The following is a 23,450-nucleotide window of genomic DNA, read 5'->3' on the forward strand; positions in this document are numbered from 1 at the left end:
GAAAGCCTCCAGTCGGCAGGGCCCGGGGCTCGCATGCGAGGTCTTGGACGCTGGCCGGGAGCAAGGTCGACGGCCCGGCGGGCCGCGCTGCACCGATCAAAGCATCAAGGGTAGCGAAATAAGGCGCCGAGGGGAATGCTCCGCCCGCCTGCTTCGCTTGTGCAAGGCCGATGCCCCCAGTACCATTACCGCTCTCTTTTTCCGGCAGGAGCAGTTACATGATTGCGGGCAGTATGGTGGCATTGGTCACACCCATGGATGCACAAGGGCGTGTTGACTGGGGCAGCCTCGACAAACTTGTAGACTTCCACCTGGAAAACGGCACCCATGCGATCGTCGCTGTCGGCACCACCGGTGAGTCGGCCACGCTCGATGTCGAAGAGCACATCCTGGTCATCAAGCATGTGGTCGAGCGCGTCAAGCGCAGCAACAAGCCCATCCCGGTCATCGCCGGTACCGGTGCCAACTCCACTGCCGAAGCCGTGCACCTGACCCAGAACGCCAAGAATGCCGGCGCCGATGCCTGCCTGCTGGTGGTGCCGTACTACAACAAGCCAACGCAAGAAGGCCTGTACCAGCACTTCAAGCACATTGCCGAAGCCGTCGACATCCCGCAGATCCTCTACAACGTGCCGGGCCGCACCTCCTGCGACATGCAGGCCGAGACCGTGATCCGCCTGTCGACTGTGCCGAACATCATCGGTATCAAGGAAGCCACCGGCGACCTGGCCCGTGCCAAGGCCATCCTGGAGGGCGTCAGCAGCGATTTCATCGTCATGTCTGGCGATGACCCGACCGCTGTCGAGTTGATCCTGATGGGCGGCAAGGGCAACATCTCCGTCACCGCCAACGTCGCCCCGCGCGAAATGGCCCATATGTGCGAGGCCGCCCTTGCGGGCGATGCCGAGAAGGCCCGCGCTATCAACGAAAAACTCATGCCACTGCACAAAGAGCTGTTCTGCGAAGCCAACCCCATCCCGGTGAAGTGGGCGCTCGTTGAAATGGGCCTGATGAAAAAGGGTATCCGCCTGCCGCTGACCTGGCTCAGCGAAGGTTGCCACGACAAAGTCCGTACTGCCTTGCGCCAGTCCGGCGTACTGGTTTAAGAGGAAGTACACCGCATGAAGCGACTGGCTGGTCTTTCTGCCCTTGCCCTGATTATCTCCAGCACCAGTGGGTGTGGCTGGCTGTGGGGCGAGGATGGCTATTTCCGCGACCGCGGCAGCGACTACCTGCAGGCGCACCCTACCGCGCCCATGCAGCTGCCGCCGGACGCCAGCAACGTCAAGCGGCTCGACCCGCTGTTGCCAATTCCGCGTAACGTCGCCGACGACACCGTCACAGGCGAGTACGAAGTGCCGCGGCCGCAACCGTTGACCGGTGGCGCTGGCCAGGTCACCGACTACAGCCTGCAGCGCAGCGGCAGCAGCCGTTGGGTGCTGGCCCAGCACTCACCGGCCGAGGTGTGGCCGGTGGCCCGCCAGTTCTTCGAGGACAACGGCTTCCGTATCGACGAAGAGCGCCCGCAGACCGGTGAATTCAACACCAGCTGGCAGCGCTTCGACGAGCTGTCGGCATCGCTTGGCCAGCGCCTGGCCAGCACTGCCAGCAGCGGTGACAGCGAAGTGCGCGTACGTGTGCGCATGGAGCCTGGCGTGCAACGCAACACCTCCGAGGTGTATGTGGTCAGCGTCGAGCGCCCGGCCGGCAGCACCGCCGAGCCTGCGTTCCCGTCCACCTCCGCCAATACCGGCGCCGATGCCCTGCTGGTCGACGAAATGCTGGCCAGCATGAACCGCAGCGCCGAGAAGGGCGGTTCGGTGTCGCTGCTGGCTGCGCGTGATTTCGACGCGCCAAGCCGCGTCAGCCTGAGCGAGGACGGCAGCGGTAACCCGGTACTCTACCTGGGCTCCGACCTGGACCGCGCCTGGTCGGGTGTGGGCCGAGCCCTGGAGCAGGGTGGCCAGTGGCGTGTCGAAGATATCAACCGCAGCCTGGGCCTGTACTACATCAACCTGTCGGAAAAGCCTGAAGACAAGCAGAACCAGCCTGGCTTCTTCGGTCGCCTGTTCGGCAGCGAGCCCACCAAGGAAGAGCGTGAAGCCCGTGCCGAGCGCTACCAGGTCCGCCTGAGCAAGGTGGGTGAAAGCGTGCAGGTCACCGTCGAGAAAAACATCAACACCGTGGCGCCGCCCGATGTCGCCCGCCGTGTGCTGAGCGCCATTCAGGACCACCTGGGCTAAGTGCGCTTCGCGGTACTCGGAAGCGGCAGCCAAGGGAACGGCACGCTGATCGCCAGTGGTGACACGTTCATCCTGGTCGATTGCGGGTTTTCCCTGCGCGAAACGGAGCGGCGCCTGGCGCTGCTCGGGGTTTCGCCGGCGCAACTGAGCGCTGTGCTGGTCACCCACGAACATGCCGACCACGTGCATGGGGTCGGCTTGCTGTCACGGCGCTACAATGTACCGGTCTACCTCAGCCAAGGCACCTTGCGCGGCATGCGCAAACCGGTGGAGGTGGCCGGTTTTCTCGCCTGTGGCCAAAGCCTGCATATCGGCAGCCTGCAAGTGAACGCCGCGCGGGTAGAGCACGACGCCTACGAGCCCTTGCAATATGTGGTCAGTGACGGCAAGCGCCGTTTTGGCATGCTCACCGACCTGGGCTCGTACGACGCGCTGTTGCTGGAACGCTACCAAGGCCTGGATGCACTGCTGATCGAGGCCAACCACTGCCGCGACCTGCTGGCGCGCGGTCACTACCCGGCGTTCTTGAAGCGGCGGGTAGGGGGCATGCAAGGGCATTTGAACAATCACCAGGCCGCGCGCCTGGTGCACGAGTTGGGCTGGAACAACCTGCAGCACTTGGTGCTGGCCCACCTCAGCAGCAAGAACAACCTGCCACATCTGGCGCGCCAGTGCTTTGTCGACACCCTCGGGTGCGACCCGGACTGGCTCCAGGTGGCGAATCAGGAACACGGGCTCGACTGGCGCGAAATCGCCTAGCCCAACACCTCAAGCAAGCGGAGCCCAATCATGGAAAAACGCGACGAACTCTACCGCGGCAAGGCCAAATCGGTTTACAAGACCGATGACGCCGACCGCTTGATCCTGCTGTTCCGTAACGACACGTCGGCGTTCGACGGCAAGCGCATCGAACAGCTCGACCGTAAAGGCATGGTGAACAACAAGTTCAACGCCTTCATCATGCAAAAGCTGGAAGAAGCCGGCGTGCCGACCCAGTTCGACAAGCTGCTGGGCGACAACGAGTGCCTGGTCAAGAAGCTGGACATGATCCCGGTCGAATGCGTAGTGCGTAACTACGCGGCCGGCAGCTTGGTCAAGCGCCTGGGCGTTGAAGAGGGCATCAAGCTGGAGCCCTCCACCTTCGAGCTGTTCCTGAAAAACGACGAGAAGGGCGACCCGTTCATCAACGAGTCCCACGTTGTCGCGTTCGGCTGGGGCACCGCCGAGCAGCTGGCAGAAATGAAAAAGCTGTCGTTGAAGGTCAACGAAGTGCTGAGCAAGCTGTTCGATGACGCCGGCCTGCTGCTGGTCGACTTCAAACTGGAGTTCGGCGTATTCCACGGCCAGATCGTGCTGGGTGACGAGTTCAGCCCAGACGGTTGCCGCCTGTGGGACAAAGAAACCCGCAAGAAGATGGACAAGGACCGCTTCCGCCAGGGCCTGGGCGACGTAATCGAAGCCTACGAAGAAGTTGCCAAGCGCCTGGGCGTGCCGCTGTAAGCGGTGCGTTCACGCAAGCGCCTGATACCACGCGATTTTTTTTAAAAAAAGGTTTGCGTTTTAAAAGAACGCTGGTATGATGCGCGGCATTGGAGAGATGCCGGAGTGGTCGAACGGGACGGATTCGAAATCCGTTGTACTGGCAACAGTACCTAGGGTTCAAATCCCTATCTCTCCGCCATACGCGAAGTAGCCGAAGCCCCCGAAAACGTTGAAGTTTTCGGGGGCTTCGTCGTTTTGGTGGTTTGGGACAGTGTAGCCATAGGCAAAATGGTTGTGTGATGGTGTCGGTGGGCAGTGTTTTTATTGCCCTGGAATCGTGTTTGCCGGGCCGGCCCCTTCGCGGGCACGCCCGCTCCCACAGGTACGGTGCCGCACCCGAGATGGGCACAAACCTGTGGGAGCGGGCGTGCCCGCGAAGGGGCCGGGCCAGCCGACGCTGAGGACCGCAACATTTTGTCTTGAACTGCCAATAGCACCTTGGGCTACAATGCAGCCCTCTACTTATGCCACTCACGCCCAGGCCAAACGCCGTAATGATTACGCGCGCTGGGCGGTGACTTTTTCTGACATGGATTCGTTGGATGCTTCGCGCCGTACTGGTCTTCCTTTTTGCCCCGCGCCGGGCGGCTGAATTGCCGCTCGCGACCAGTGCTGCGCCTTCTCTGAAATCCCCGCACACCTTCGCCTGCTGCCGCCTGCCATTGGCTGCGGCACGCGGCTGTGCGCCCCATCGAAAATGGAGTGCTCCACTTGCGTAAGAAATTCGTCGCGTCCCTTCTGGCGGTCGCCATCGCTTCTACCACGGCCTGTGCACAGCTCGGGATCAGCAAAGAGCAAGCGGGCACGGTGATCGGTGGCCTGGCCGGTGTGGCCATCGGTTCGACCCTGGGCAGTGGCAACGGCAAGATTGCCGCCGCGCTGATCGCGGGTGGTATTGGCGCCTACGTCGGCAACCGCATCGGCAATATGCTCGATGAGAAGGACCAGCAGGCCCTGGCGCTGCGCACCCAGGAAGTACTGAGCCAGCAACAGGTTACGGCCAGCGCCCAGCCCGTGACCTGGAAGTCCGACCACTCTGGTGCCAGCGCGCAGATCGTGCCAGGCAAGGAATACACCAAGACCAAGCAGGTCGAGGTCAAGCGCGCGCCCAAGATCCAGGCCGTGCCTTCGATGAAGCTGATCAACGAACCGTATGTGACCACCAGCGACAACCTGAACGTACGCGCCGCGCCGAACGCCTCTGGCGAGAAGGTCGGCAGCCTGAAGAACCACACCGAGTTCACCGCAGTGGGCGCCACCGGCGACTGGATCCTGGTCGGGCGCAAGGGGGTGACCGTGGGCTACGTGCACAAGGACTACGTGGAGCCCAAGGCGCAGGCCGTGGCCAAGCGCGTGACCCCGGCGGTAAACCTGGACGAGCTGGACGTCGCCGCCAGCAAGGAAACCCAAGCCTTCGACCTGGACTCGGTGCAGTCGCTGCCCACCCAGACCGTTGCCGCCGAAGCGGCCTGCCGCCCGGTCACCGTCAGCCTGAAGGCGCAAAACGGGAAGACCGAACAAGAGCAGAACACCTTCTGCAAACAAGCCAACGGCACCTGGGAACTGATCTGAGGACTCCATGAAAAAGCACGCGCTCGCGTTGGCTGTGGTCGGCGCTTGTGGTCTGGTACCGCAAGCGTTCGCCCATGAGCTGGCCTATTCCAAGAAAGACAACATCAAGGTCGAAGTGCCTGGCGACGCCAGCACCTGGTGCAAACCCCAGGTCGACCTGACCATTAGCCGCCCAGCCTGGGATAACCAGGAACTGCTGACTGGCCTGCTTAGCAAACTGCCGTTCGTGTTCGCCAAGGACTGCTCCAGCGCCAAGGTGAGTTGGAAGGCAGTCGATGGCAACGGCAAGCTGTACGCCAGCGGCTCGGGCAACGCCAGCAACCTGGGGCTGGTGACCCTGGCTGCTGCACCTGCCGTTGCCGCCCCGGCGCCTGCTGCACCGGAACCGGCGGCGGCACCGGCAGCGGAGCAGGCACCTGCCCCTGCCGCGGCAGAGGCCCCCGCAGCCGCCGAACCCGCCCCTGCGCCGGCACAACCGGCACCGGCGCCCGCCGTAGCCGCAGAACCAGCGCCTGCTGCACCCGCCCAAGCCCCTGCTGCACCACCCGCCGCGGCCCCAGCCCCAGCAGTGGCCGCAGCCCCCAGCTCGGACTTTGGCCGCCCGGTGGTCCTGGCAAACCCCAACCTGATGCAGGTAACCGACGGCGCCGGCTGCAAATGGGTGCTGAGCAAATCGATCATCGGCGCAGGCGACACCCTGTCGTTCGGCACCACCCCGGCCATGCCGTGCCCGGCCTCCGGCTTTGGCCAAGGCAGCTTCGACAGAATCAGCTGGAAAGCGGTGGGTACCTATCGTGGCGATAACTGGGACAAGGTCTATGCCCACCCCAGTGGCCTGATCTTCACCAAGCGCCTTGAGGCCGCAGTGAAGGACAAAGCGGTTGCCTACCTGACTGCCGACGCAGACCAGGCCGCATTCCTGGTGGGTGAAATCCCCAGCCGGCAAATGAAGGTGTACCTGACCTTTAGCCGTTCCAGCTATGGCGTGTTGCGCCCGTTCGGCAGCGACCCGTACTACGTGGCGGTCACCCCGGACGAATCATTTGCCCTGGACCCGGCCAAGTACAAGGAGGCCGCGCTGGAGATCTTCGACCTGGTCAAGACCGCCTCGCCGTCCACCACTGATGTGGCCACCCTGTTGATCGTCAAGGACATTTCGGCCATCACCAACAGCCTTTGGGGCAATGACGCGCAGAAGATCACCCGTAACCGCATCGGCATCAACCGCCAAGGCCTGTTCTTCGATGTGCGCGACGGTGCCAACTGGGCGGTACAGCGTGAGCAGCAGCGCCAGCGCGAGCAGCGCCAGCGCCAGCAGGAACTGGCGCGCGTGCACACCCGTGTGCTGGAGCGCTACCAACAGCTGCAGGACGGCATGAGCGAGTTCAAGGGGCGTGAAACCGAGGCACTGGCGCAGATGGCCGGCATCAAGGTGCGCTTCGCGTCGCCACTGGAGCAGCAGAACCCGGCGACCTCGGCCACTGTGGCGACGATGATGGTGCATGTGACCGGCAAGCAGGGCGACTTCTACACCATCGATTTCCCGAGCAAAGGCCGCCTGGTCGCGGACGAGGAATACGGCGAGGGCTGGTACGTAACCCAAGTGGCCAACGCCACGCCGTACTACCCGCTGGACGACGGCCGCGCGGTGCCCACCTACCGCGCCTACAGCGCCGGCGAGCCAGAGGCGTGCAAGCAGGAGCACTGTGCCGACCGCGTGTCGTTCGGTGCCGTACTGGCCAAGGAATTCCCCAACGCCGGCATCGATTTCAGCTGGACCCCCGAGGTCTCCCAACAGTACGTGAACGACTGGAACAACGCTTCCGCCATGGTCCAGTGAGGCAAACACCATGATCAAACAGATGAACAAGAAGCAGCTGCTGATGGGCGGTGTGGCCGCAGCGGTGCTGGTGCTTGGCGGTGGCTATGCCCTGCTTTCCAGCTCGGGCAAGAAGGCTGCGATGGCCTACTACGACGACTTCAAGGAGCGCTACTTCCTGGAAGACGTCTTGTCCGAGGGCGACATTTCCTACTCGGCGTTTTCCGGCAACCTGACCGTGGCCGACCCGGAGATCCGCGTGGCCGCTGCACAGACCAACGGGGCTCAGCAGTTCATGCGCGGCCTGTCAGGCCTGATGGAATCGGTGCAGGGCGGTTCGGCTGAGGAAGGCCTGGCCGGTTGGGCCAAGTACCAGCTCAACGCCAGCCGTGATGTGGCCGGCGTGTACCTGAAGGCAGATGCGCTGAAGCTGGCCCATGACGGGGACAGCAAGGACGGCAGCATCCATGTGCAGTTGCTGGGCATGCAAATGGGCAACCCGTTCGTGGCCACCAAGGGCGCCGAGGTGGTGTTGGTGGCCGATGTCAGCGACGAGATCCAGCCACGGGCCGAGCTACTCGCCAACGGGCGCGCCGCCCCGTCGAGTTTCAACTGGGGGGCCAACATGGCCGTGCGCCAGCCGGTGACCGGTGCCTTCTTGGTGAGCAGTACCGGCGAGTTTGGTACCACGGTCGACCTGGACTTCACCATCAAGCGCTCCAGCGACGGTGAAGGTTCGATGACGTTCGTGGTTACCCACCGCAACGACGGCTCCAAGGTCGGTGAGATCGTGCGCAAGGCCGAGTTCCAGTCGCTGCCGGAGCTCGACGATGTTGAAACCCAGCTCAAGAGCGCCCTGAGTGCCATGGTGATCGGCGCCTACAGCGCGTATTCCGGCCAGGCGGTGCTGGCGGAGGCGGTGAGCGCCTTTGCCCGCAAGGCCAAGGTCGAGAACTACACCTTGAGCTACAGCGGCTTCAAGCCGCTCAAGCAGGCGTTCAACGATTACCAGCAGCGGGTTCCCAAGGCCAAGTTCGCGGCATTCTGCCAGGATGTGGGGCTGTCATCGTGGAGCAGTGATTTCGGCGCGAAGGCGAAGAACCACAGCGACTCCGAATGTGCCATCGGGCAGAAGCTGGTCGAAGACGGCAAGTTCGAGGAAACCTACACCTTCAAGGAAGGCAAGAGCCTGTTCGCGGCGGTGTTTGTGAGCAAGGCGTACCAGCTGGAAACCGATTGATGGGGAAGGGCTGAGCATTTAAGACCCTGCGACTTGGATCCAATGCTCAGTTTCTGTATCATCCCGCCGCCATCAGACGATGGCCGCAAATGTTTCATTCAAAGGACTTAGTAATGAAAAAGCTGTTCAAGGCCACTGTAGCCGTTGCTGTCGTTTCGGGTGTTGCCCTGCTGTCGGGTTGCACTGGCCAGGTCTACAACCAACCGAAAAACTGCACCTACGACTACCTGTTCCACCCTTCGGTTTCCATCTCCAAGATCATCGGTGGCTGCGGCCCGATCGATAAACTGCCTCAGCAGCAGTAATCTTGGCGGTACCCTGATCGCGCCCCTTGCGGCGTGATCCAAGGCCCCCGGTCATGCAAATGGCCGGGGGTTTTTGTTTTCCCGGCAAGGGTTACCAGCGCAGCGAGACGGTGCCGAGCAAGGTGCGCTCTTCACCCCAGTAGCAGCGCCCGGCGTTATTGCAGCCTGCCACGTATTCTTTGTCGAACAGGTTGCGCGCGTTCACCTCTACCGACCAGTTGTCGTCTATCTCGTAGCCTACCTTGGCGTCTACCAAGGTTACGTCACCCGTATCCAGCGTGCCGTACAGGCTGGCCGGGGTGTAGGCGAAGGTGCTGTCGAAGTGGCGCACCCCGCCGCCAAGCTGCAGGCCCTTGAGCAGCCCGTCACGCCAGCGGTAGGTGCCCCATACCGATGCCTGGTTGCGCGGCACGCCGGTCATCTGGTGGTCTTCGTACAACGACCCTGCCACGTCCTTGGTAATGCGCGAATCGGTGTAGGTGTAGGCGGCCGTCAGGTTGACGTGCTCGCTGAGGTCGCTGTTCAGTTCAAGCTCCACACCCTTGGCGCGGCTGGCGCCGATCTGACGGTAGTCACCCACGGCCGCGTCGTAGAGCACATCGTCCTTTTTGCGCAGGTCGAACACCGATGCGGTAACGGCGGTGTTCCAGCCCTTGGGTTCGTACTTGATGCCGAGTTCGTACTGCTCGCTGGTGGTGGGGTCGAGTGGGCCGCTTCTGCTTTCGGTCTGCTGGATCGGGGCGAAGGCGGTGGCATAGCTGGCGTACGGTGACAGGCCATTGTCGAACTGGTACATCACGCCGGTTTGCCAGGTGAACTTGCTGTCCCAGCTGTTCATGTCGGCCGCGGCGTTGAGGGTGCCTGCCTTGTTGCGGTACTGGCTGTTGACCCGGTCCAGGCGCCCGCCCAGCAGCAGCACCCACCGGTCGACCTTGGTTTGCAGCTGGCTATAGAGGCCGTACATGGTCTGTTCCAGCAGGGCATTCTGCACAGGCGTCGGCGTACTCGGCTTGCCGTTCCAGACCGGCGCGAATACGTTGATGGTGCCGCCGTTGCCGGCATTCCAGTCCTGGTTGAATGAGGTGCGGTCCAGGCTCAGCCCTGCCAGCACGGTGTGGTCGAAGGCGCCGGGGGTGAAGTGGCCTTCGAACTGGTTGTCCAGCGAGTAGGCGATGGACTTGTTATAGCGGTCGTAGGCCGTGTTGCCGAGGGTACTGCCGAAGCCGTTGTCGTTCAGGTTGCCTGGCCACATTTCCTGGCGGTCGATGCGCGACTGCAGGTAGCGCGAGTTCTGGCGGAACTGCCAGGTGTCGTTGAAGCGGTGGCTGAACGCGTAACCCAGGCTCCAGGTTTCCCGCTCGAAGTTGTCCCAGTCCGGGTTGCCGGACAACTGGTCCTTGTCGATCTTGCCGTTGGGGTTGTGCAGCAGGGTACCGGCGGCGGGGAAGCCCAGCTCCATCAGGGTGCGGTCGCGCTGATAGGTGGCCAGCACGGTCAGGCTGTTGTCATCATCGAAATTCAGCGTCAGCGAGGGGGCAAGGTACAGGCGGTCGTCGGGCTGGTGGTCGACCTGGGTGTCGGCGTTGCGGCCCAGCATCACCAGGCGGCCCAGTACATTGCCCGCATCGGTCAATGGCCCGGAAATGTCCACGCCCAGCTGGCGGCGGTTGTGCGAGCCGTAGCTCAGTTGCACTTCCCCGCGGGGCTCGGCGGTGGGCTGCTTGGTGACCAGGTTGACCACGCCGCCGGGGGCGTTTTCACCGTACAGGATCGAAGTCGGCCCGCGGAACACTTCCACCCGCTCCAGGCCATAGGGTTCGCTGCTGGTGTCGTAGCGGTTGCCCTGTACCCGCAGGCCGTCGCGCAGCAGGCCATAACCGTAATCGGTAGCGTTGAAGCCGCGGATGAAGAACAGGTCGCCGGCCTGGCCATCGCCGCCGGCGAAGGGCGGCGAGAAAATGCCCGGCACATAGCCCAGCACTTCGGTGAGGGTTTGTGACTGCTGGTCGTCCAGGCGCTGGCGGGTCACCACCGAGACAGAGCGTGGGGTATCGGCCAGGGCGCTGCTGGTCTTACTGGCCGTGCTGCTGGCGACCGCACGGTAACCCGTGTCGCTCTGGCCGTTGCTGACCAGCAGGGTGGCTGCATTGATCGAGGTAGCGTCCAGTTGCAGGGCGTTGCCCTCGGCCTGCGGTTGCAGCACATAGCCGGCGTTGCCTTGTGCAACCGCTTGCAAGCCGCTGCCCTGTAGCAGGCGGGCCAGGCCCTGGGCCACGCTGTAGCGGCCTTGCAGGCCCTGGCTGAGCTTGCCGGCGGCCAGCTCGTTGCTGCCGGCCAGGTAGATGCCGGCCTGGCTGCTGAACTGGTTGAGGGCGCTGGCGAGCGAGCCGGCGGCGATATCGAAGCGGGTTTCGGCGGGCTGTTCGGCATGCGCCGGGTTGGCCGGCAACATCAGCGGTGCGGCGGCACACAGCGAAAGGGGCGCGGCAAGCGCCAGGCGAAGTATGGGTTGGAAGGGCGTCGGCATGCGGGTCTCTGGAGTCGGTAAGGTGAGTTGGACGGGCTATGCCGGGTTAACCGAACGCGATTGGAAAAAGGGAACTGGCTTGGCATTAATTTTCATTACTGATGAACACCGCGTCGCCTGCTTCGCGGGCTCGCCCGCTCCCACAGGTACTGCGCCGGCTTCGAGTTCACCCTGTCTCTGTGGGAGCGGGCATGCCCGCGAAGAATCCAGCGCGATGCAAGGCGCTGGTTTCAAAGGTGTTCAGGTATCAAGCCGGCTCGACTGTGACCCACCACGGCGTCAGCCGCTGCACCCGCACCGGCAGTGCCGCTTGCAGCAATTCCAGCGCCCGGTCGGTATCGTTGAGCGCAAACGCCCCCATCACCGACAACGTCGCCACCTCCGGGTGCCAGCCCAGGTGCCCATGGCGATAGCGCCCGAGCGTTTGCAGCAAATGCGCCAAGGGCATGTCTTCGGCATTCAGGCGGTGGTGAATCCACGACTCACCTGCGCTTTGTGCCGGGCGGGTGCTGCCGATACCTTCGGCACTGAAATCCACCTGCTGGCCAGCCTGCACGATGCAGCGCTCACCGCTGAGCGCGGTGCACACCTCCACGGCGCCGGCATACACATTCAGCCTAGTGTTCGCGCCTTGCTGGCACACCGCAAAGCGGGTTCCCAGCGCCTGCATGCGCCCTTGCGCGGTGTCGACGAAGAAGGGGCGACGCGGGTCGTGGGCGGTTTCCATCAGCAGTTCGCCGAAGCGCAGCGCCAACACCCGGCTAAGCGGGGTGAACTGTAGGTCCACGGCACTTTGTGCGGCCAGCCACAGTTGGCTGCCATCGGCCAGGCGGGTTTCGCGGATTTCACCGATACCAGTGGCCAGGTCTGCCCCCCAACCCGCCAGTGGTGCGCCTTGCCAGGCCCGCCAGCCCAGCAGCGAGCCCGCGCCCAGTACCAGCAGCGACTTAAGCCCGCTGCGCCGGCTGAAGCGGCGCGCGTCCTGCTGGCGCAATGCCTGGCTGGCCGCCGCCCCTTCGCCCTGTAGTGGGGCAAAGCGCTGGCCCACCCGCTGCACATAGTGCCAGGCCGCCTGATGGTCGCTGTGCTGCTGCAGCCAGTGCAGCCATTGCTGGTGCAACTGAGGGGTGGCATGTTCGTCCTGCAGTTGCACGTACCAGTGGGCGGCCTGCTGCAGGCTGGCGTGGCTGAGCGTGTGCGTGGGTGCGGTCATGCCGTTACTCCACCACCAAGCCGTCAAGTTCGGCTTCCAGAATGGCGCAGTGCAGAAACGCCTGGGCCAGGTACTTCTTGATCATGCGTTCGCTCACGCCCAGGTGGGCGGCAATGTCGCGGTAGGCCAGGCCGTCTATCTGCGCCAACAGGAACGCCTGGCGCACCTTGCCCGGCAAGCGCAGCAGCATGGCATCTACCTCGTGCAGGGTTTCGACGATGATCGCGCGTTGTTCGGGGGAGGGCTGCACGGCCTCGGGCTGCAGGGCCAGGTACTGTAACCAGGCGTGCTCCAGCTTCTGCCGGCGCCAGTGGTCCACGCACAGGCCGCGGGCGATGGTCGCCAGGTACGAGCGCTGGCCACGCTCGCCACCCTGCGGCAGCGGGCGTTTGAGCATCCGCACGAAGGTGTCCTGAACCAGGTCGGCGGCATCGCAGCGGCAACCCAGCCGGCGGTACAAAAAGCCGAGCAGCCAGCGCGAATGGCTGTGGTACAGGCGATGAAGCGGGTGATTCAACTCGGGTATCGAAACCACGGCGGCATCCGGCGCGAGCGCGAAAGGGTGCGAATGAGAAATGATCGCAATAGTAGGGCTGTCGGCGCAATACTGCAATCGGGAAGATGTTTTGCCTGCGCGCCATGGGACAACCTGCCGCCTTGACGTAAAGGGCTGCAATTTGTTTGTGCAGGCATTTCAAGTACAATCGGCAAAACGATTCAGCCAAGTCAGTCAATTCGACAAAAGGCAGGGTCGTTTTCTCGTTCTCTAGCTGCTGAACAATGATCAATAACAAGCCTGCGCTGAAGAACACGCTTTACTTGGGCCAGCCACAGGCCCTCCCTCTGTTCTTATGACTGGAATTGATCAATGTTCAAGAAAGCTGGCAAGACCTTGCTGGGTCTGGCTGTCGCTGCAAGCTGCATGCAAGCGCACGCCGCAGAAACCAAGAAAGTCGACGTACTGCTGGTCGGCGGCGGCATCATGAGCTCCACCCTGGCCGTGTGGCTGCACGAGCTGGAGCCAAGCTGGTCGATGGAAATGGTCGAGCGCCTGGACGGCGTGGCCGAAGAAAGCTCCAACGGCTGGAACAACGCCGGTACCGGCCACTCGGCGCTTGCCGAGCTGAACTACACCCCGGAAGACAAAGACGGCAACATCAATATCGCCAAGGCCATCGAAATCAACGAGGCCTTCCAGATTTCCCGTCAGTTCTGGTCGTGGCAGGTCCGCCAGGGCGTGCTGAAGAACCCGCATTCGTTCATCAACACCACCCCGCACATGAGCTTCGTCTGGGGCGATGACAACATCAAGTTCCTGAAGAAGCGTTACGACGCGCTGCAGGCCAGCCCGCTGTTCCGCCCGATGCAGTACTCCGAGGACCACGCGCAGATCGCCAAGTGGGTCCCGCTGATGATGGAAGGCCGCGACCCGAACCAGAAGCTGGCCGTGACCTGGACGCCAATCGGCACCGACGTGAACTTCGGCGAGATCACCCGCCAGTTCGTTGGCCACCTGCAAACTCAGAAAGGCTTCGACCTGAAGCTGTCCAGCGAAGTGCAGGACATCACCCGCAACAAGGACGGCTCCTGGCACGTCGAGTACAAGAACCTGAAGGACGGCACCGAGTCGGCCACCGACGCCAAGTTCCTGTTCATCGGTGCCGGCGGTGGTGCCCTGAAGCTGCTGCAGAAGTCGGGCATTCCAGAAGCCAAGGAATACGCAGGCTTCCCGGTGGGTGGCTCGTTCCTGGTCACCGAGAACCCGACCGTGGCCATGCAGCACATGGCCAAGGCCTACGGTATTGCTTCGACCGGCGCGCCACCCATGTCGGTACCGCACCTGGACACCCGCGTGCTGGACGGCAAGCGCGTGGTCCTGTTTGGCCCGTTCGCCACCTTCTCGACCAAGTTCCTGAAGAACGGTTCGTACCTGGACCTGCTGAGCACCACCACCCCCCACAACGTGTGGCCGATGACCAAGGTCGGTATCGAGCAGTACCCGCTGGTGGAGTACCTCGCTGGCCAGCTGATGCTGTCTGACGACGACCGCTTCGAAGCCCTGCGCACCTACTTCCCGAACGCCAAGAAGGAGGACTGGAAACTGTGGCAGGCCGGCCAGCGCGTGCAGATCATCAAGCGTGATGCCGAGAAGGGCGGTGTGCTGAAGCTGGGTACCGAAGTGGTGGCCTCCGAAGACCGCACCATCGCAGGCCTGCTGGGCGCCTCGCCAGGTGCTTCGACCGCTGCGCCGATCATGCTCAACGTGCTGGAAACCGTGTTCAAGGAGAAGGTCGCTACCCCAGAGTGGCAGGCCAAGATCAAGCAGATCGTTCCGAGCTACGGCACCAAGCTCAATGATTCGGCAGCGGCCACCCAGAAAGAGTGGAACTACACCGCTGAAGTACTGCAACTGGAGAAGCCACCGGTGATCGACGCCAGCGTCGGTACCACCGTTGCGCCAAGCCAACCGGTTGAAAGCAAGCCAGAGAACGACATGGCGCTGTAATTGGCGGCCAGGTTGTGACCGAAAGCCACGGGGGTGACCTCGTGGCTTTTTTGTTGCCTGTTTGGGGCTGTTTGCGGCGCAGGGCAGGTATTACTGCTGGCGCAGAATGCACGCCAGCAACCCCGGGAAGCGGGCCTCCAGCATTTCGCTGCGCAGCGAATTCATATGGGTTGTGCCCACATTGCGGGTATGCACCAATCCTGCATCACGCAAGACGCGAAAGTGGTGGGACATGCTCGACTTGGGCCGGCCGCCGTCCAGTTCGCCGCACGTGGCTTCGGCCACACCGGCCAGCTGGCGCACGATGCCCATGCGCACGGGGTCGCTCAGGGCGTACAGCAGGCGCTCCAGCACCAGGTCTTCAGGGTTGGGATGTTTATAGGCTCGCATGCTGCGCATGATACCGGGGGTTTCCATTATTGCCATAGTTCGATTATGATCGAACAATCGTATCCATATAGCCCGGGAGTTTCCCATGTCCGCGTTGTTCCAACCTTACACCCTCAAGGACGTCACCCTGCGCAACCGCATTGCCATTCCGCCAATGTGCCAGTACATGGCCGAGGACGGCATGATCAACGACTGGCACCATGTGCACCTGGCCGGCATGGCCCGGGGCGGTGCCGGCTTGCTGGTGGTCGAAGCCACGGCGGTGGCACCGGAAGGCCGCATCACCCCCGGCTGCGCTGGCATCTGGAGCGACGCCCATGCCCAGGCGTTCGTACCGGTGGTACAGGCGATCAAGGCAGCAGGTTCCGTACCGGGCATTCAGATCGCCCACGCCGGGCGCAAGGCCAGCGCCAACCGGCCCTGGGAAGGTGACGACCATATTGCCGCCGACGATGCCCGCGGCTGGGAAACCATTGCCCCGTCGGCCATTGCCTTTGGTGCACACCTGCCCAAAGTGCCGCGTGCCATGACCCTGGACGACATCGCCCGGGTCAAGCAGGACTTCGTCGATGCCGCCCGCCGTGCACGCGATGCCGGCTTCGAGTGGATCGAGCTGCACTTTGCCCACGGCTACCTGGGGCAGAGCTTCTTCTCCGAGCATTCCAACAAGCGTACCGATGCCTACGGTGGCAGTTTCGACAACCGCAGCCGCTTCCTGCTGGAAACCCTGGCGGCAGTACGTGAAGTGTGGCCAGAAAACCTGCCGCTGACGGCGCGTTTTGGCGTGCTGGAATACGACGGCCGTGATGAGCAGACCCTGGAAGAGTCGATCGAGTTGGCGCGGCGGTTCAAGGCTGGTGGCCTGGACCTGCTGAGCGTGAGTGTCGGCTTTACCATCCCTGATACCAACATCCCATGGGGCCCGGCGTTCATGGGGCCGATTGCCGAACGTGTGCGCCGTGAGGCCAAGCTGCCGGTGACGTCGGCGTGGGGTTTCGGTACCCCGCAGCTGGCCGAAGCGGCATTGCAGGCCAACCAGCTGGACCTGGTGTCGGTAGGCCGCGCGCACTTGGCCGACCCGCACTGGGCCTACTTTGCGGCCAAGGAGTTGGGGGTGGAAAAAGCCTCCTGGACCTTGCCAGCGCCTTATGCGCACTGGCTTGAGCGTTATCGCTGAGACACGCTCTGTGCGGGCTGCGTGGCGGCTGGGCCGCCCAGCGGCCCGCTGGGCCTAAAAACGGCCCAGCCGGTAAGCCGCCAGCTCGGCCCCGCCAGCCCGCTCAGCCAAACGCCCCACCCATTGCGCCGTGACCGCCGCCTGGGTCAACCCCAGGTGTTGGTGCCCGAAGGCCAACAGCACCCGCCCGTCACACACACGGTCGATCACCGGCAGTGAATCCGGCAGCGAAGGCCGAAAGCCCATCCACGGCGTGGCGCCTTCAACACTCAGCTCCTGCTGAAACAAGCCTTTGCTCAAGCGGTGCAACTGCCACGCCCGCTGCATGCTCGGCGGCGCCTCCAGCCCGGCGAACTCTACCGTGCCAGCCAGGCGCAGGCCTTCGGCCATGGGGGTCATGATGAACTTGCGCTCCAGCGAAGTGACCGCAAAGGGCAGGCGCTGGTGTTCGCCAGGCAGCATCAGGTGGTAGCCACGCTCGGTGTCCAGCGGCACCCGTTTGCCGGTCAGGGCCGCGGTGAGCCGTGCCGAATGCGCACCGCAACTGAGCAGCACCTGGCGGGCGTTGAACGTGCCCTGGGCGCTGGCCAGGCTGACCCCGCCGCTGTGCAGGTGGCCACCCTCCACCTGCGCTTGTACAAAGCGCACGCCGCTGGCCTTGGCCGCCTCGAACAACGCGCAGACCACCCGGTAGGGGTCGATGAAATGCCCGGTGTTGGGGAAAAACAACCCGCCAAGCAACGCCTGGCTCAACTGGGGCGCGGCTGCGCGTACGGCGTGTGCCGACCAGTAATCCACGGGCACGGCCTGTTGTTGCAGGCGCGCCTGCAACGCCGCCAGCGCCTGCCGTGATTCGGGGCGCTCGAACACCAGCAGCGAGCCTGCTTCGTGGAACAGCTCGCTGCGCCCGATCGAGCCCAGCAGCTGTTGCCAGGCCCCCAGGCTGGCTTCGTTCAACCGACGAATGCCGGCCACGCTGCGCTGGAACGGCGCCGGGCGCAGGTTAAGCAGCAGCCGGGTGAACCACGGCATGGCCTTGGGCAGGTACTTCCAGTCCAGCCGCAGCGGGCCCATGGGGTCGAGCAGCATGCGTGGCAGGCGCTTGAGGATCGACAGGTCGGCAATCGGGAACACTTGCTCGGTCGCCAGGTGCCCGGCATTGCCGAACGAGGCGCCATGGCCGGGCGCCTGGCGGTCGAGCAAGGTGACCCGGCGGCCCTGACGGGCCAGTTGCAGGGCGCAGGCGACGCCGACGATGCCGGCGCCCACCACGGCGATATCGGTTTCAGCGGTTTCGTGCATGTTCAGCCTTCCCGTTTACCGTCCAGCAGGCGCCGCAGTTGCAGCGGGTTGGCCTGTTGCAGGGCCTGTGGCAGCAGCGCATCGGGGAAGTCCTGGTAGCACACTGGGCGCAGGAAACGCAGGATCGCCGCTGTACCCACCGAAGTGGTGCGCGCATCGGTGGTGGCCGGGAACGGGCCGCCATGCACCATTGCGTCACACACCTCGACACCGGTCGGCCAGCCGTTGACCAGGATGCGCCCGGCCTTGCGCTCAAGGGTTGGCAGCAGCGCGCGTGCGCTGGCGATGTCGGCCTCATCCAGTTGCAGGGTGGCGGTCAGCTGGCCTTCCAGGTGTTCGGCCACCTGGCGTACCTGCTCATCGCTGGCGCAGGCCACGACCAACGATGCCGCGCCGAACACTTCGGCTTGCAACGCAGGGTCGGCCAGGAACGCTTCGGCCTGGGTGACGAACAGATGCGCCTGGCACTGGTTGGGGCCCTGGCCGACCTGGCCGTTGGCGGCCGCCTGCGCGTTGGGGTTGTGTGCCAGGGCGTCGACACCGTTCTGGTAGGCGCTGAAGATGCCTGCTGTGAGCATGGTCTGCGCTGCGGCTTGGTGCACGTGCTCGCTGGCGGCGCTGATAAAACGCTGCAGTGCCGGCCCCTGGCGGGCGATCACCAGGCCGGGGTTGGTGCAGAACTGGCCTGCACCCTGGGTCAGCGAGGCGACGAAACCTTGCGCCAGTGCCTCGGCGCGCGCCTGCAGCGCGGCATCGAACAGGAATACCGGGTTGATCGAACTCATCTCGGCGTACACCGGGATGGGTTCCGGGCGCGCCTGTGCCGCCTGGCACAAGGCCACCCCACCGCTGCGCGAGCCGGTGAAGCCAACCGCCTTGATGCGCGGGTCGCTGACCAGTGCGATGCCGACTTCGCGGCCAGCACCGTACAGCAACGAGAACACCCCGGCCGGCAGGCCACACAACTTCACCGCTTGTGCCACCGCCTGGCCGACCAGCTCGCTGGTGCCGGGGTGAGCGCCGTGGGCCTTGACCACTACCGGGCAGCCAGCGGCCAGGGCCGAGGCGGTATCGCCACCGGCCACCGAGAACGCCAGCGGGAAATTGCTGGCGCCGAACACAGCCACCGGCCCCAGGGCCACCTGGCGCTGGCGCAGGTCGGCGCGTGGCAACGGCTGGCGTTCGGGCAGGGCGTTGTCGACCCGCACGTCCAGCCATTCGCCGGCCCGAACCACGCGGGCGAAGGTGCGCAGCTGGGTGCAGGTTCGGCCGCGTTCGCCCTGGATGCGCGCCTTGGGCAGGCCGGTTTCGGCCACGGCCCGGTCGATCAGGGCATCGCCCAGCGCTTCGATCTGCGCGGCGATGGTTTCGAGAAAGTGGGCCCGTTGTTCGAGCGAGGTTTCGCGGTAGGCATCGAACGCCGCCCAGGCCAGGGCACAGGCCTGGGCTACGTGTTCGCCGGTGCCGCCGAGGTAGGCGGGTTGCAGTACCTGGCCGGTGGCCGGGTTGACCGCCTGGATGGCTTCGCGGCTGCCGGTTACCGGCGTCTGGCCGATGAGCAGGTTGCCTGTCAGGGTCATGGAGCCTCCTTGGGAAATCACATGCAATAGCAAGGGTGTACTGCTTACCCTGTGGGAGCGGCCGCGCCCGCGAACACCGGCGAAGCCGGTGCCATGCACCGCGGCGTTTACTTCGCGGGCATGCCCGCTCCCACAGGGGCCGCTGGATCAGGCCAGGTTCTGCTCGGCCGACCAGCTGGCGTACCAGGTGCGGAACAGGGCGTACTGCTGCTCGGCATAGTTGCGCTGGGCGTCGGTCAGGGCGTCGGTCTCGTTGAAATGCAGGCTGTATTCGCGATCGCCGTTGAGCACCATCAAATGCTTGTAGTACAGCACCAGGTCGCAGCCTTCATCGAACGACGACAGCACCGCCAACGCCGCTTCCAGCTCACGCGCCAGGCGGCGGGCGCGGGCGTCGCCCTTGGCCGCCTGCTTGCTCAGGCTTACCAGTTGCAGCACTTCACGCGGCAGGGCGTTGCCGATGCCGGTGATGGCACCGGTGGCGTTGCAGTTGACGAAGCCATGCACCACCTGGGTATCGACGCCGACCATCAGGGTCACGTCGTCGTCCTTGGAGGTGATGTGTTCGGCGGCGTAGCGCAGGTCGGCGCCACCGCCGAACTCTTTGAAACCGATCAGGTTGGGGTATGCGCTGCGCAGTTCGAAGAACAGGTCGGCGCGGGTGGCAAAGCCGTAGTAGGGGCTGTTGTAGATCACGGCCGGCAGCTTCGGTGCCGCGGCGAGAATGGCCGAGAAGTGGTGTTTTTGCGCGATCAGCGAGGCGCCGCGGCTAAGCACGCGGGGGATGACCATCAGCCCGGCGGCGCCAACCTTGGCGGCGTGGGCGGCATGCGCCACCGCCTCGCGGGTGTTCACCGCGCCAGTGCCGACGATGGTCGGGATGCCGGCGCCCACAAGGCGAGCCACGCCTTCCTGGCGCTCGGCCTCGGTCAGCAGCGGCCAGTCGCCCATCGAGCCGCAGTACACCACGGCGCTCATGCCGGCCTCGATCAGTTCACGGCCTTTGCGCACCAGCGCGTCGAAGTCCGGCTTGCGCTCGGCGGTGCAAGGGGTCATCAGGGCGGGCATGGTGCCGGTGAAGATGTTGTTGTTCATGCAAGTTACTCCTGGCGAAATTCGGGTGGGTCAAAAGCCGGGGGCTCAGATGCCCCAGGCGAATGGGTCCTGTTCGTCGATCAGCAGGATGCTGTCGGCGGTCATGTAGGCGCGGCCGGTGATGAACGGGCGAATCCGCTCGCCGTCGCGCTGGTAGCGGCCCTGGAACTGGCTGCCGGTGATGCTGGCCTGCACCCAGGTCTGGCCCTCGGCCAGCTTGCCGTCGGCCGCCAGGCAGGCCAGCTTGGCGCTGGTGCCGGTGCCGCAGGGCGAGCGGTCGTAGGCCTTGCCGGGGCACATCACGAAGTTGCGGCTGTCGGCGTTGGCGTCGTCGGCAAACAGCTCGACGTGGTCGATGGGCGCGCCATGCTCGCCGGTAATGCCTTGCGCTTGCAGGGCGTTGAGCATGGCCCAGGTGTACGCGGTCAGGGCCTCGCGGTTATCCAGTTCAATGCGCTGGCCGTGTTCGGCAACCAGGAAGAACCAGTTGCCACCCCAGGCGATGTCGCCATGCACCACGCCGTGCCCGGGCACGTCCACCGCCACGTGCTGGCGGTAGCGGTAGGCGGGCACGTTGGCGACAGTGACGGCGCCGTCTTCATGCAAGGTGGCGCTGACCTGGCCGACCGGGGTGTCGATCTTGTGCACGCCGGGTGCGATCAGGCCCAGGTGCTGCAGCGAAGCGACCAGGCCGATGGTGCCGTGGCCGCACATGTTCAGGTAACCGGCGTTGTTGAAGAAGATCACCCCGCAGGTGGCGTCGGCAGACACTGGCGGGCAGTACAGCGCGCCCACCAGCACATCGTTGCCGCGTGGCTCCAGCAGGCAGGCGCGGCGCCACGGGTCGTGCAGCTCGCGCAGTTCGTCGCGCTGCTCGGCCATGCTGCGGCCGTACAATTGCGGGAAACCTTTCATCACCAGGCGGGTAGGTTCGCCGCCGGTGTGGGAGTCGATGACGTGAATCTGTTTCATGGGCTCGTCCATTCTTTGATCTGCAGGGTCTTGTGCTGTATAGGCTGGGCCTCATCGCCGGCAAGCCAGCTCCCACAGGTATTGCATTGGCCTCTGGGGTATTGCTATTGCATGCGCCTCAAGGGCAGCGCAGCCCCTGTGGGAGCTGGCTTGCCGGCGATAGGGCCAGTAGCCTTCACCGAGCCAGCGCGGCCGGGCGTTGGCCTGCCAGCGGCTCTTGGATGGCTTCGCTTTCGTCCTCGCCTTCCAGGCGTACCAGGTGGGCAGGCACACCGGTAGCGGCACCCCAGTAGTAGATGCCCAGCGCACTCACAGCCACCGCCACCGTGTCGAGTGGGTGGCCAAGCACGCCCAGGCCGCCGAAGCTGCCCAGCCAGGACAGCAGGATGGTCACCGCGTAGAAGCCGATCAGCCACGCCGAGCTGCGCACTTGCTGGGCCAGGGTCAGGTGCTGGGTCGGTACGAAGCGTTTGCACACCAGGTACAGCACGAACATCACGATTTGCAGGGCCAGCAGCCAGGACACGGTGTTCCAGCCCGACCAGTACACGATCAGTGCGGCGATGATGAACGACAGGGGGCCCAGCACCGCCATGCCCTTGACCCGGAACGGGCGCGGCATCGCGGGGGCGTTGCGGCGCAGCGCGGCGACACTGACCGGGGCCACGGCATAGCTCAGCACCAGGGCTGCGGACACCACGTTGATCAGCGCCTCCCAAGACGGGAAGGGCAGAGTCCAGAACACCGACAGCGCGAAGGTCAGCCACAGCGCCGGGCGCGGGATGCCGGACTCGGCGTCGATACGGGTGAAGTAGCGGAAGAAGGTGCCGGTTTGCGCCCAGCCATAGATCACCCGTGGGGTGGCGTTCATGTAGATGTTGCCGCAGCCACTGGGCGAGATCACGGCGTCGGCCACCACCAGGTAGGCCAGCCAGCCCACCCCCAGTGCCAGGGCGATATCACGGTAGGGCAGGGCCAGTTCCTTGGTTACGCTGGCCCAGCCGTTGGCCAGCATTTCGGTGGGTACGCTGCCGAGGAAGGCCAGTTGCAGCAGGGCGTAGATGGCGGTGGACAGCAGCACCGACAGGATCAGCGCAATCGGGATGGTGCGCTGCGGGTTCTTCACTTCGCTGGCCACTGAAATGATCGGTGTCAGGCCCAGGTAGGCGAAGATGATGCCACCGGCCGACACGGCCATCTCCACGCCAGACAGGCCGAACGGGGCAAAGCCTTGCACGGTGAAGTTCTGCGGCTTGAAGAAGGTGAACAGCACGCCGATCACCAGCAGCGGCACGATGAACTTGAACACGCTGATCAGGTTGTTGGCCTTGGCAAAGGTTTTCACGCTGCGGTAGTTGAGGAAGAAGAACAGCCCCAGCAAGGCGAACTGCACCAGCCAGCCAAGCACGGTGGGGTCACTGGAGCCGGCCTTGGTCAGTTCGGGAAACCAGGCGGCAGCATATTGGCGCGAAGCGACCACCTCGATGGCGATCAGGCTGGAGAAGGCGATCAGGGTGATGAAGCCCATCAGGTAGCCCAGCAGCGGGCCGTGCGAGTACACCGGGTAGCGCACCACGCCACCGGCGCGGGGCAGGGCGGCGCCCAGTTCGCAGTACACGATGCCCAGCAGCAGCACGGCGAAGCCGCCGAGGAACCAGGAGAGGATGCCGGCCGGGCCGGCGATGGCCGAAACGTGGCTGGCGGCGAACAGCCAGCCGGAGCCGAAAATGGCGCCGAGGCCGATGAAGGTGAGGTCCAGCAGCGATAACTGTTTCTTGAATTTGCCTGACATGGGTTCGCCTTTTTGTTGGTTATTGGATAGGCAGGTCTGATGTCACCAGGTGCGGCTTTCGGGCCGCGTTCTTGTAGGGCTTGGGCGGCTTGCGTGGGGCATAGAGTGGACCGATCGGGGCGGCGGTTCTTGATGGTTTTCTGCAAGGGGTATGACGAAATCGGCACAGTTGGGA

Annotated in this window: 19 protein-coding genes and 1 tRNA gene; 11 read left to right on the forward strand and 9 right to left on the reverse strand. The window is 64.3% G+C overall.

What is annotated here, in order from left to right:
* Positions 1–218 precede the first annotated feature (218 nt).
* From dapA to GEV39_RS06575, 9 genes are all read left to right on the forward strand, one after another.
* Complete coding sequence (dapA, locus tag GEV39_RS06535; protein WP_173887920.1) at positions 219–1,106, forward strand: 4-hydroxy-tetrahydrodipicolinate synthase; 888 nt, start codon at positions 219–221, stop codon at positions 1,104–1,106.
* 15 nt (positions 1,107–1,121) lie between these two features.
* Positions 1,122–2,243 (forward strand): NlpB/DapX family lipoprotein, encoded by a 1,122-nt coding sequence (gene bamC / locus GEV39_RS06540; protein ID WP_173887921.1) that lies wholly within the window; start codon positions 1,122–1,124, stop codon positions 2,241–2,243.
* Positions 2,244–3,002: an MBL fold metallo-hydrolase gene (locus GEV39_RS06545; protein ID WP_009682009.1), complete on the forward strand. Its 759-nt coding sequence runs from the start codon at positions 2,244–2,246 to the stop codon at positions 3,000–3,002.
* 30 nt (positions 3,003–3,032) lie between these two features.
* A complete protein-coding gene (gene purC, locus GEV39_RS06550; protein WP_004375217.1) occupies positions 3,033–3,743 on the forward strand; it encodes a phosphoribosylaminoimidazolesuccinocarboxamide synthase in 711 nt (236 codons plus the stop codon).
* A gap of 91 nt (positions 3,744–3,834) precedes the next feature.
* Positions 3,835–3,924: transfer RNA gene (locus GEV39_RS06555), tRNA-Ser, on the forward strand.
* 572 nt (positions 3,925–4,496) lie between these two features.
* Positions 4,497–5,357: an SH3 domain-containing protein gene (locus tag GEV39_RS06560; protein ID WP_173887922.1), complete on the forward strand. Its 861-nt coding sequence runs from the start codon at positions 4,497–4,499 to the stop codon at positions 5,355–5,357.
* 7 nt (positions 5,358–5,364) lie between these two features.
* Positions 5,365–7,197 (forward strand): hypothetical protein, encoded by a 1,833-nt coding sequence (locus tag GEV39_RS06565; RefSeq protein ID WP_173887923.1) that lies wholly within the window; start codon positions 5,365–5,367, stop codon positions 7,195–7,197.
* A 10-nt stretch (positions 7,198–7,207) separates the two neighbouring features.
* Complete coding sequence (locus tag GEV39_RS06570) at positions 7,208–8,416, forward strand: hypothetical protein (RefSeq protein WP_173887924.1); 1,209 nt, start codon at positions 7,208–7,210, stop codon at positions 8,414–8,416.
* 113 nt (positions 8,417–8,529) lie between these two features.
* Complete coding sequence (locus GEV39_RS06575; RefSeq protein WP_003254720.1) at positions 8,530–8,721, forward strand: YhfL family protein; 192 nt, start codon at positions 8,530–8,532, stop codon at positions 8,719–8,721.
* Positions 8,722–8,812: 91 nt separating this feature from the next.
* Here GEV39_RS06575 and GEV39_RS06580 read toward each other — a convergent pair whose 3' ends face one another.
* The 3 genes from GEV39_RS06580 to GEV39_RS06590 all read right to left on the reverse strand — a co-directional run bounded on the left by GEV39_RS06580 (position 8,813) and on the right by GEV39_RS06590 (position 12,996).
* Positions 8,813–11,248, reverse strand: a complete 2,436-nt coding sequence (locus GEV39_RS06580) for a TonB-dependent siderophore receptor (protein ID WP_173887925.1) — start codon at positions 11,246–11,248, stop codon at positions 8,813–8,815.
* Positions 11,249–11,495: 247 nt separating this feature from the next.
* Positions 11,496–12,461: a FecR domain-containing protein gene (locus tag GEV39_RS06585; protein WP_173887926.1), complete on the reverse strand. Its 966-nt coding sequence runs from the start codon at positions 12,459–12,461 to the stop codon at positions 11,496–11,498.
* A 4-nt stretch (positions 12,462–12,465) separates the two neighbouring features.
* Positions 12,466–12,996: a sigma-70 family RNA polymerase sigma factor gene (locus GEV39_RS06590; RefSeq protein WP_173887927.1), complete on the reverse strand. Its 531-nt coding sequence runs from the start codon at positions 12,994–12,996 to the stop codon at positions 12,466–12,468.
* 333 nt (positions 12,997–13,329) lie between these two features.
* Between GEV39_RS06590 and mqo the strand changes: the two genes are divergently transcribed.
* Positions 13,330–14,967, forward strand: coding sequence for a malate dehydrogenase (quinone) (mqo, locus tag GEV39_RS06595; protein WP_173887928.1), 1,638 nt, complete (start codon positions 13,330–13,332; stop codon positions 14,965–14,967).
* Positions 14,968–15,057: 90 nt separating this feature from the next.
* Here mqo and GEV39_RS06600 read toward each other — a convergent pair whose 3' ends face one another.
* Positions 15,058–15,393, reverse strand: coding sequence for an ArsR/SmtB family transcription factor (locus GEV39_RS06600; RefSeq protein WP_173887929.1), 336 nt, complete (start codon positions 15,391–15,393; stop codon positions 15,058–15,060).
* A gap of 49 nt (positions 15,394–15,442) precedes the next feature.
* Between GEV39_RS06600 and xenA the strand changes: the two genes are divergently transcribed.
* Positions 15,443–16,534: a xenobiotic reductase XenA gene (gene xenA, locus GEV39_RS06605; protein ID WP_029886570.1), complete on the forward strand. Its 1,092-nt coding sequence runs from the start codon at positions 15,443–15,445 to the stop codon at positions 16,532–16,534.
* A 54-nt stretch (positions 16,535–16,588) separates the two neighbouring features.
* Here xenA and GEV39_RS06610 read toward each other — a convergent pair whose 3' ends face one another.
* The 5 genes from GEV39_RS06610 to GEV39_RS06630 form a co-directional block, all read right to left on the reverse strand.
* On the reverse strand, positions 16,589–17,836 hold the full coding sequence (locus tag GEV39_RS06610; protein WP_173887930.1) for an NAD(P)/FAD-dependent oxidoreductase: 1,248 nt from the start codon (positions 17,834–17,836) through the stop codon (positions 16,589–16,591).
* A gap of 2 nt (positions 17,837–17,838) precedes the next feature.
* Entirely contained in the window at positions 17,839–19,416 is a 1,578-nt protein-coding gene (locus GEV39_RS06615) for an aldehyde dehydrogenase (NADP(+)) (RefSeq protein ID WP_173887931.1), read from the reverse strand.
* Positions 19,417–19,563: 147 nt separating this feature from the next.
* On the reverse strand, positions 19,564–20,511 hold the full coding sequence (locus GEV39_RS06620; RefSeq protein ID WP_173887932.1) for a dihydrodipicolinate synthase family protein: 948 nt from the start codon (positions 20,509–20,511) through the stop codon (positions 19,564–19,566).
* Positions 20,512–20,556: 45 nt separating this feature from the next.
* Positions 20,557–21,483, reverse strand: coding sequence for a 4-hydroxyproline epimerase (locus GEV39_RS06625; RefSeq protein ID WP_173887933.1), 927 nt, complete (start codon positions 21,481–21,483; stop codon positions 20,557–20,559).
* 175 nt (positions 21,484–21,658) lie between these two features.
* Positions 21,659–23,275: an APC family permease gene (locus GEV39_RS06630; protein ID WP_173887934.1), complete on the reverse strand. Its 1,617-nt coding sequence runs from the start codon at positions 23,273–23,275 to the stop codon at positions 21,659–21,661.
* Positions 23,276–23,450 lie beyond the last annotated feature (175 nt).

The organism is Pseudomonas sp. NY5710 (assembly GCF_013305665.1).
In the GTDB taxonomy this organism is placed as follows: Bacteria; Pseudomonadota; Gammaproteobacteria; order Pseudomonadales; family Pseudomonadaceae; genus Aquipseudomonas; species Aquipseudomonas juntendi.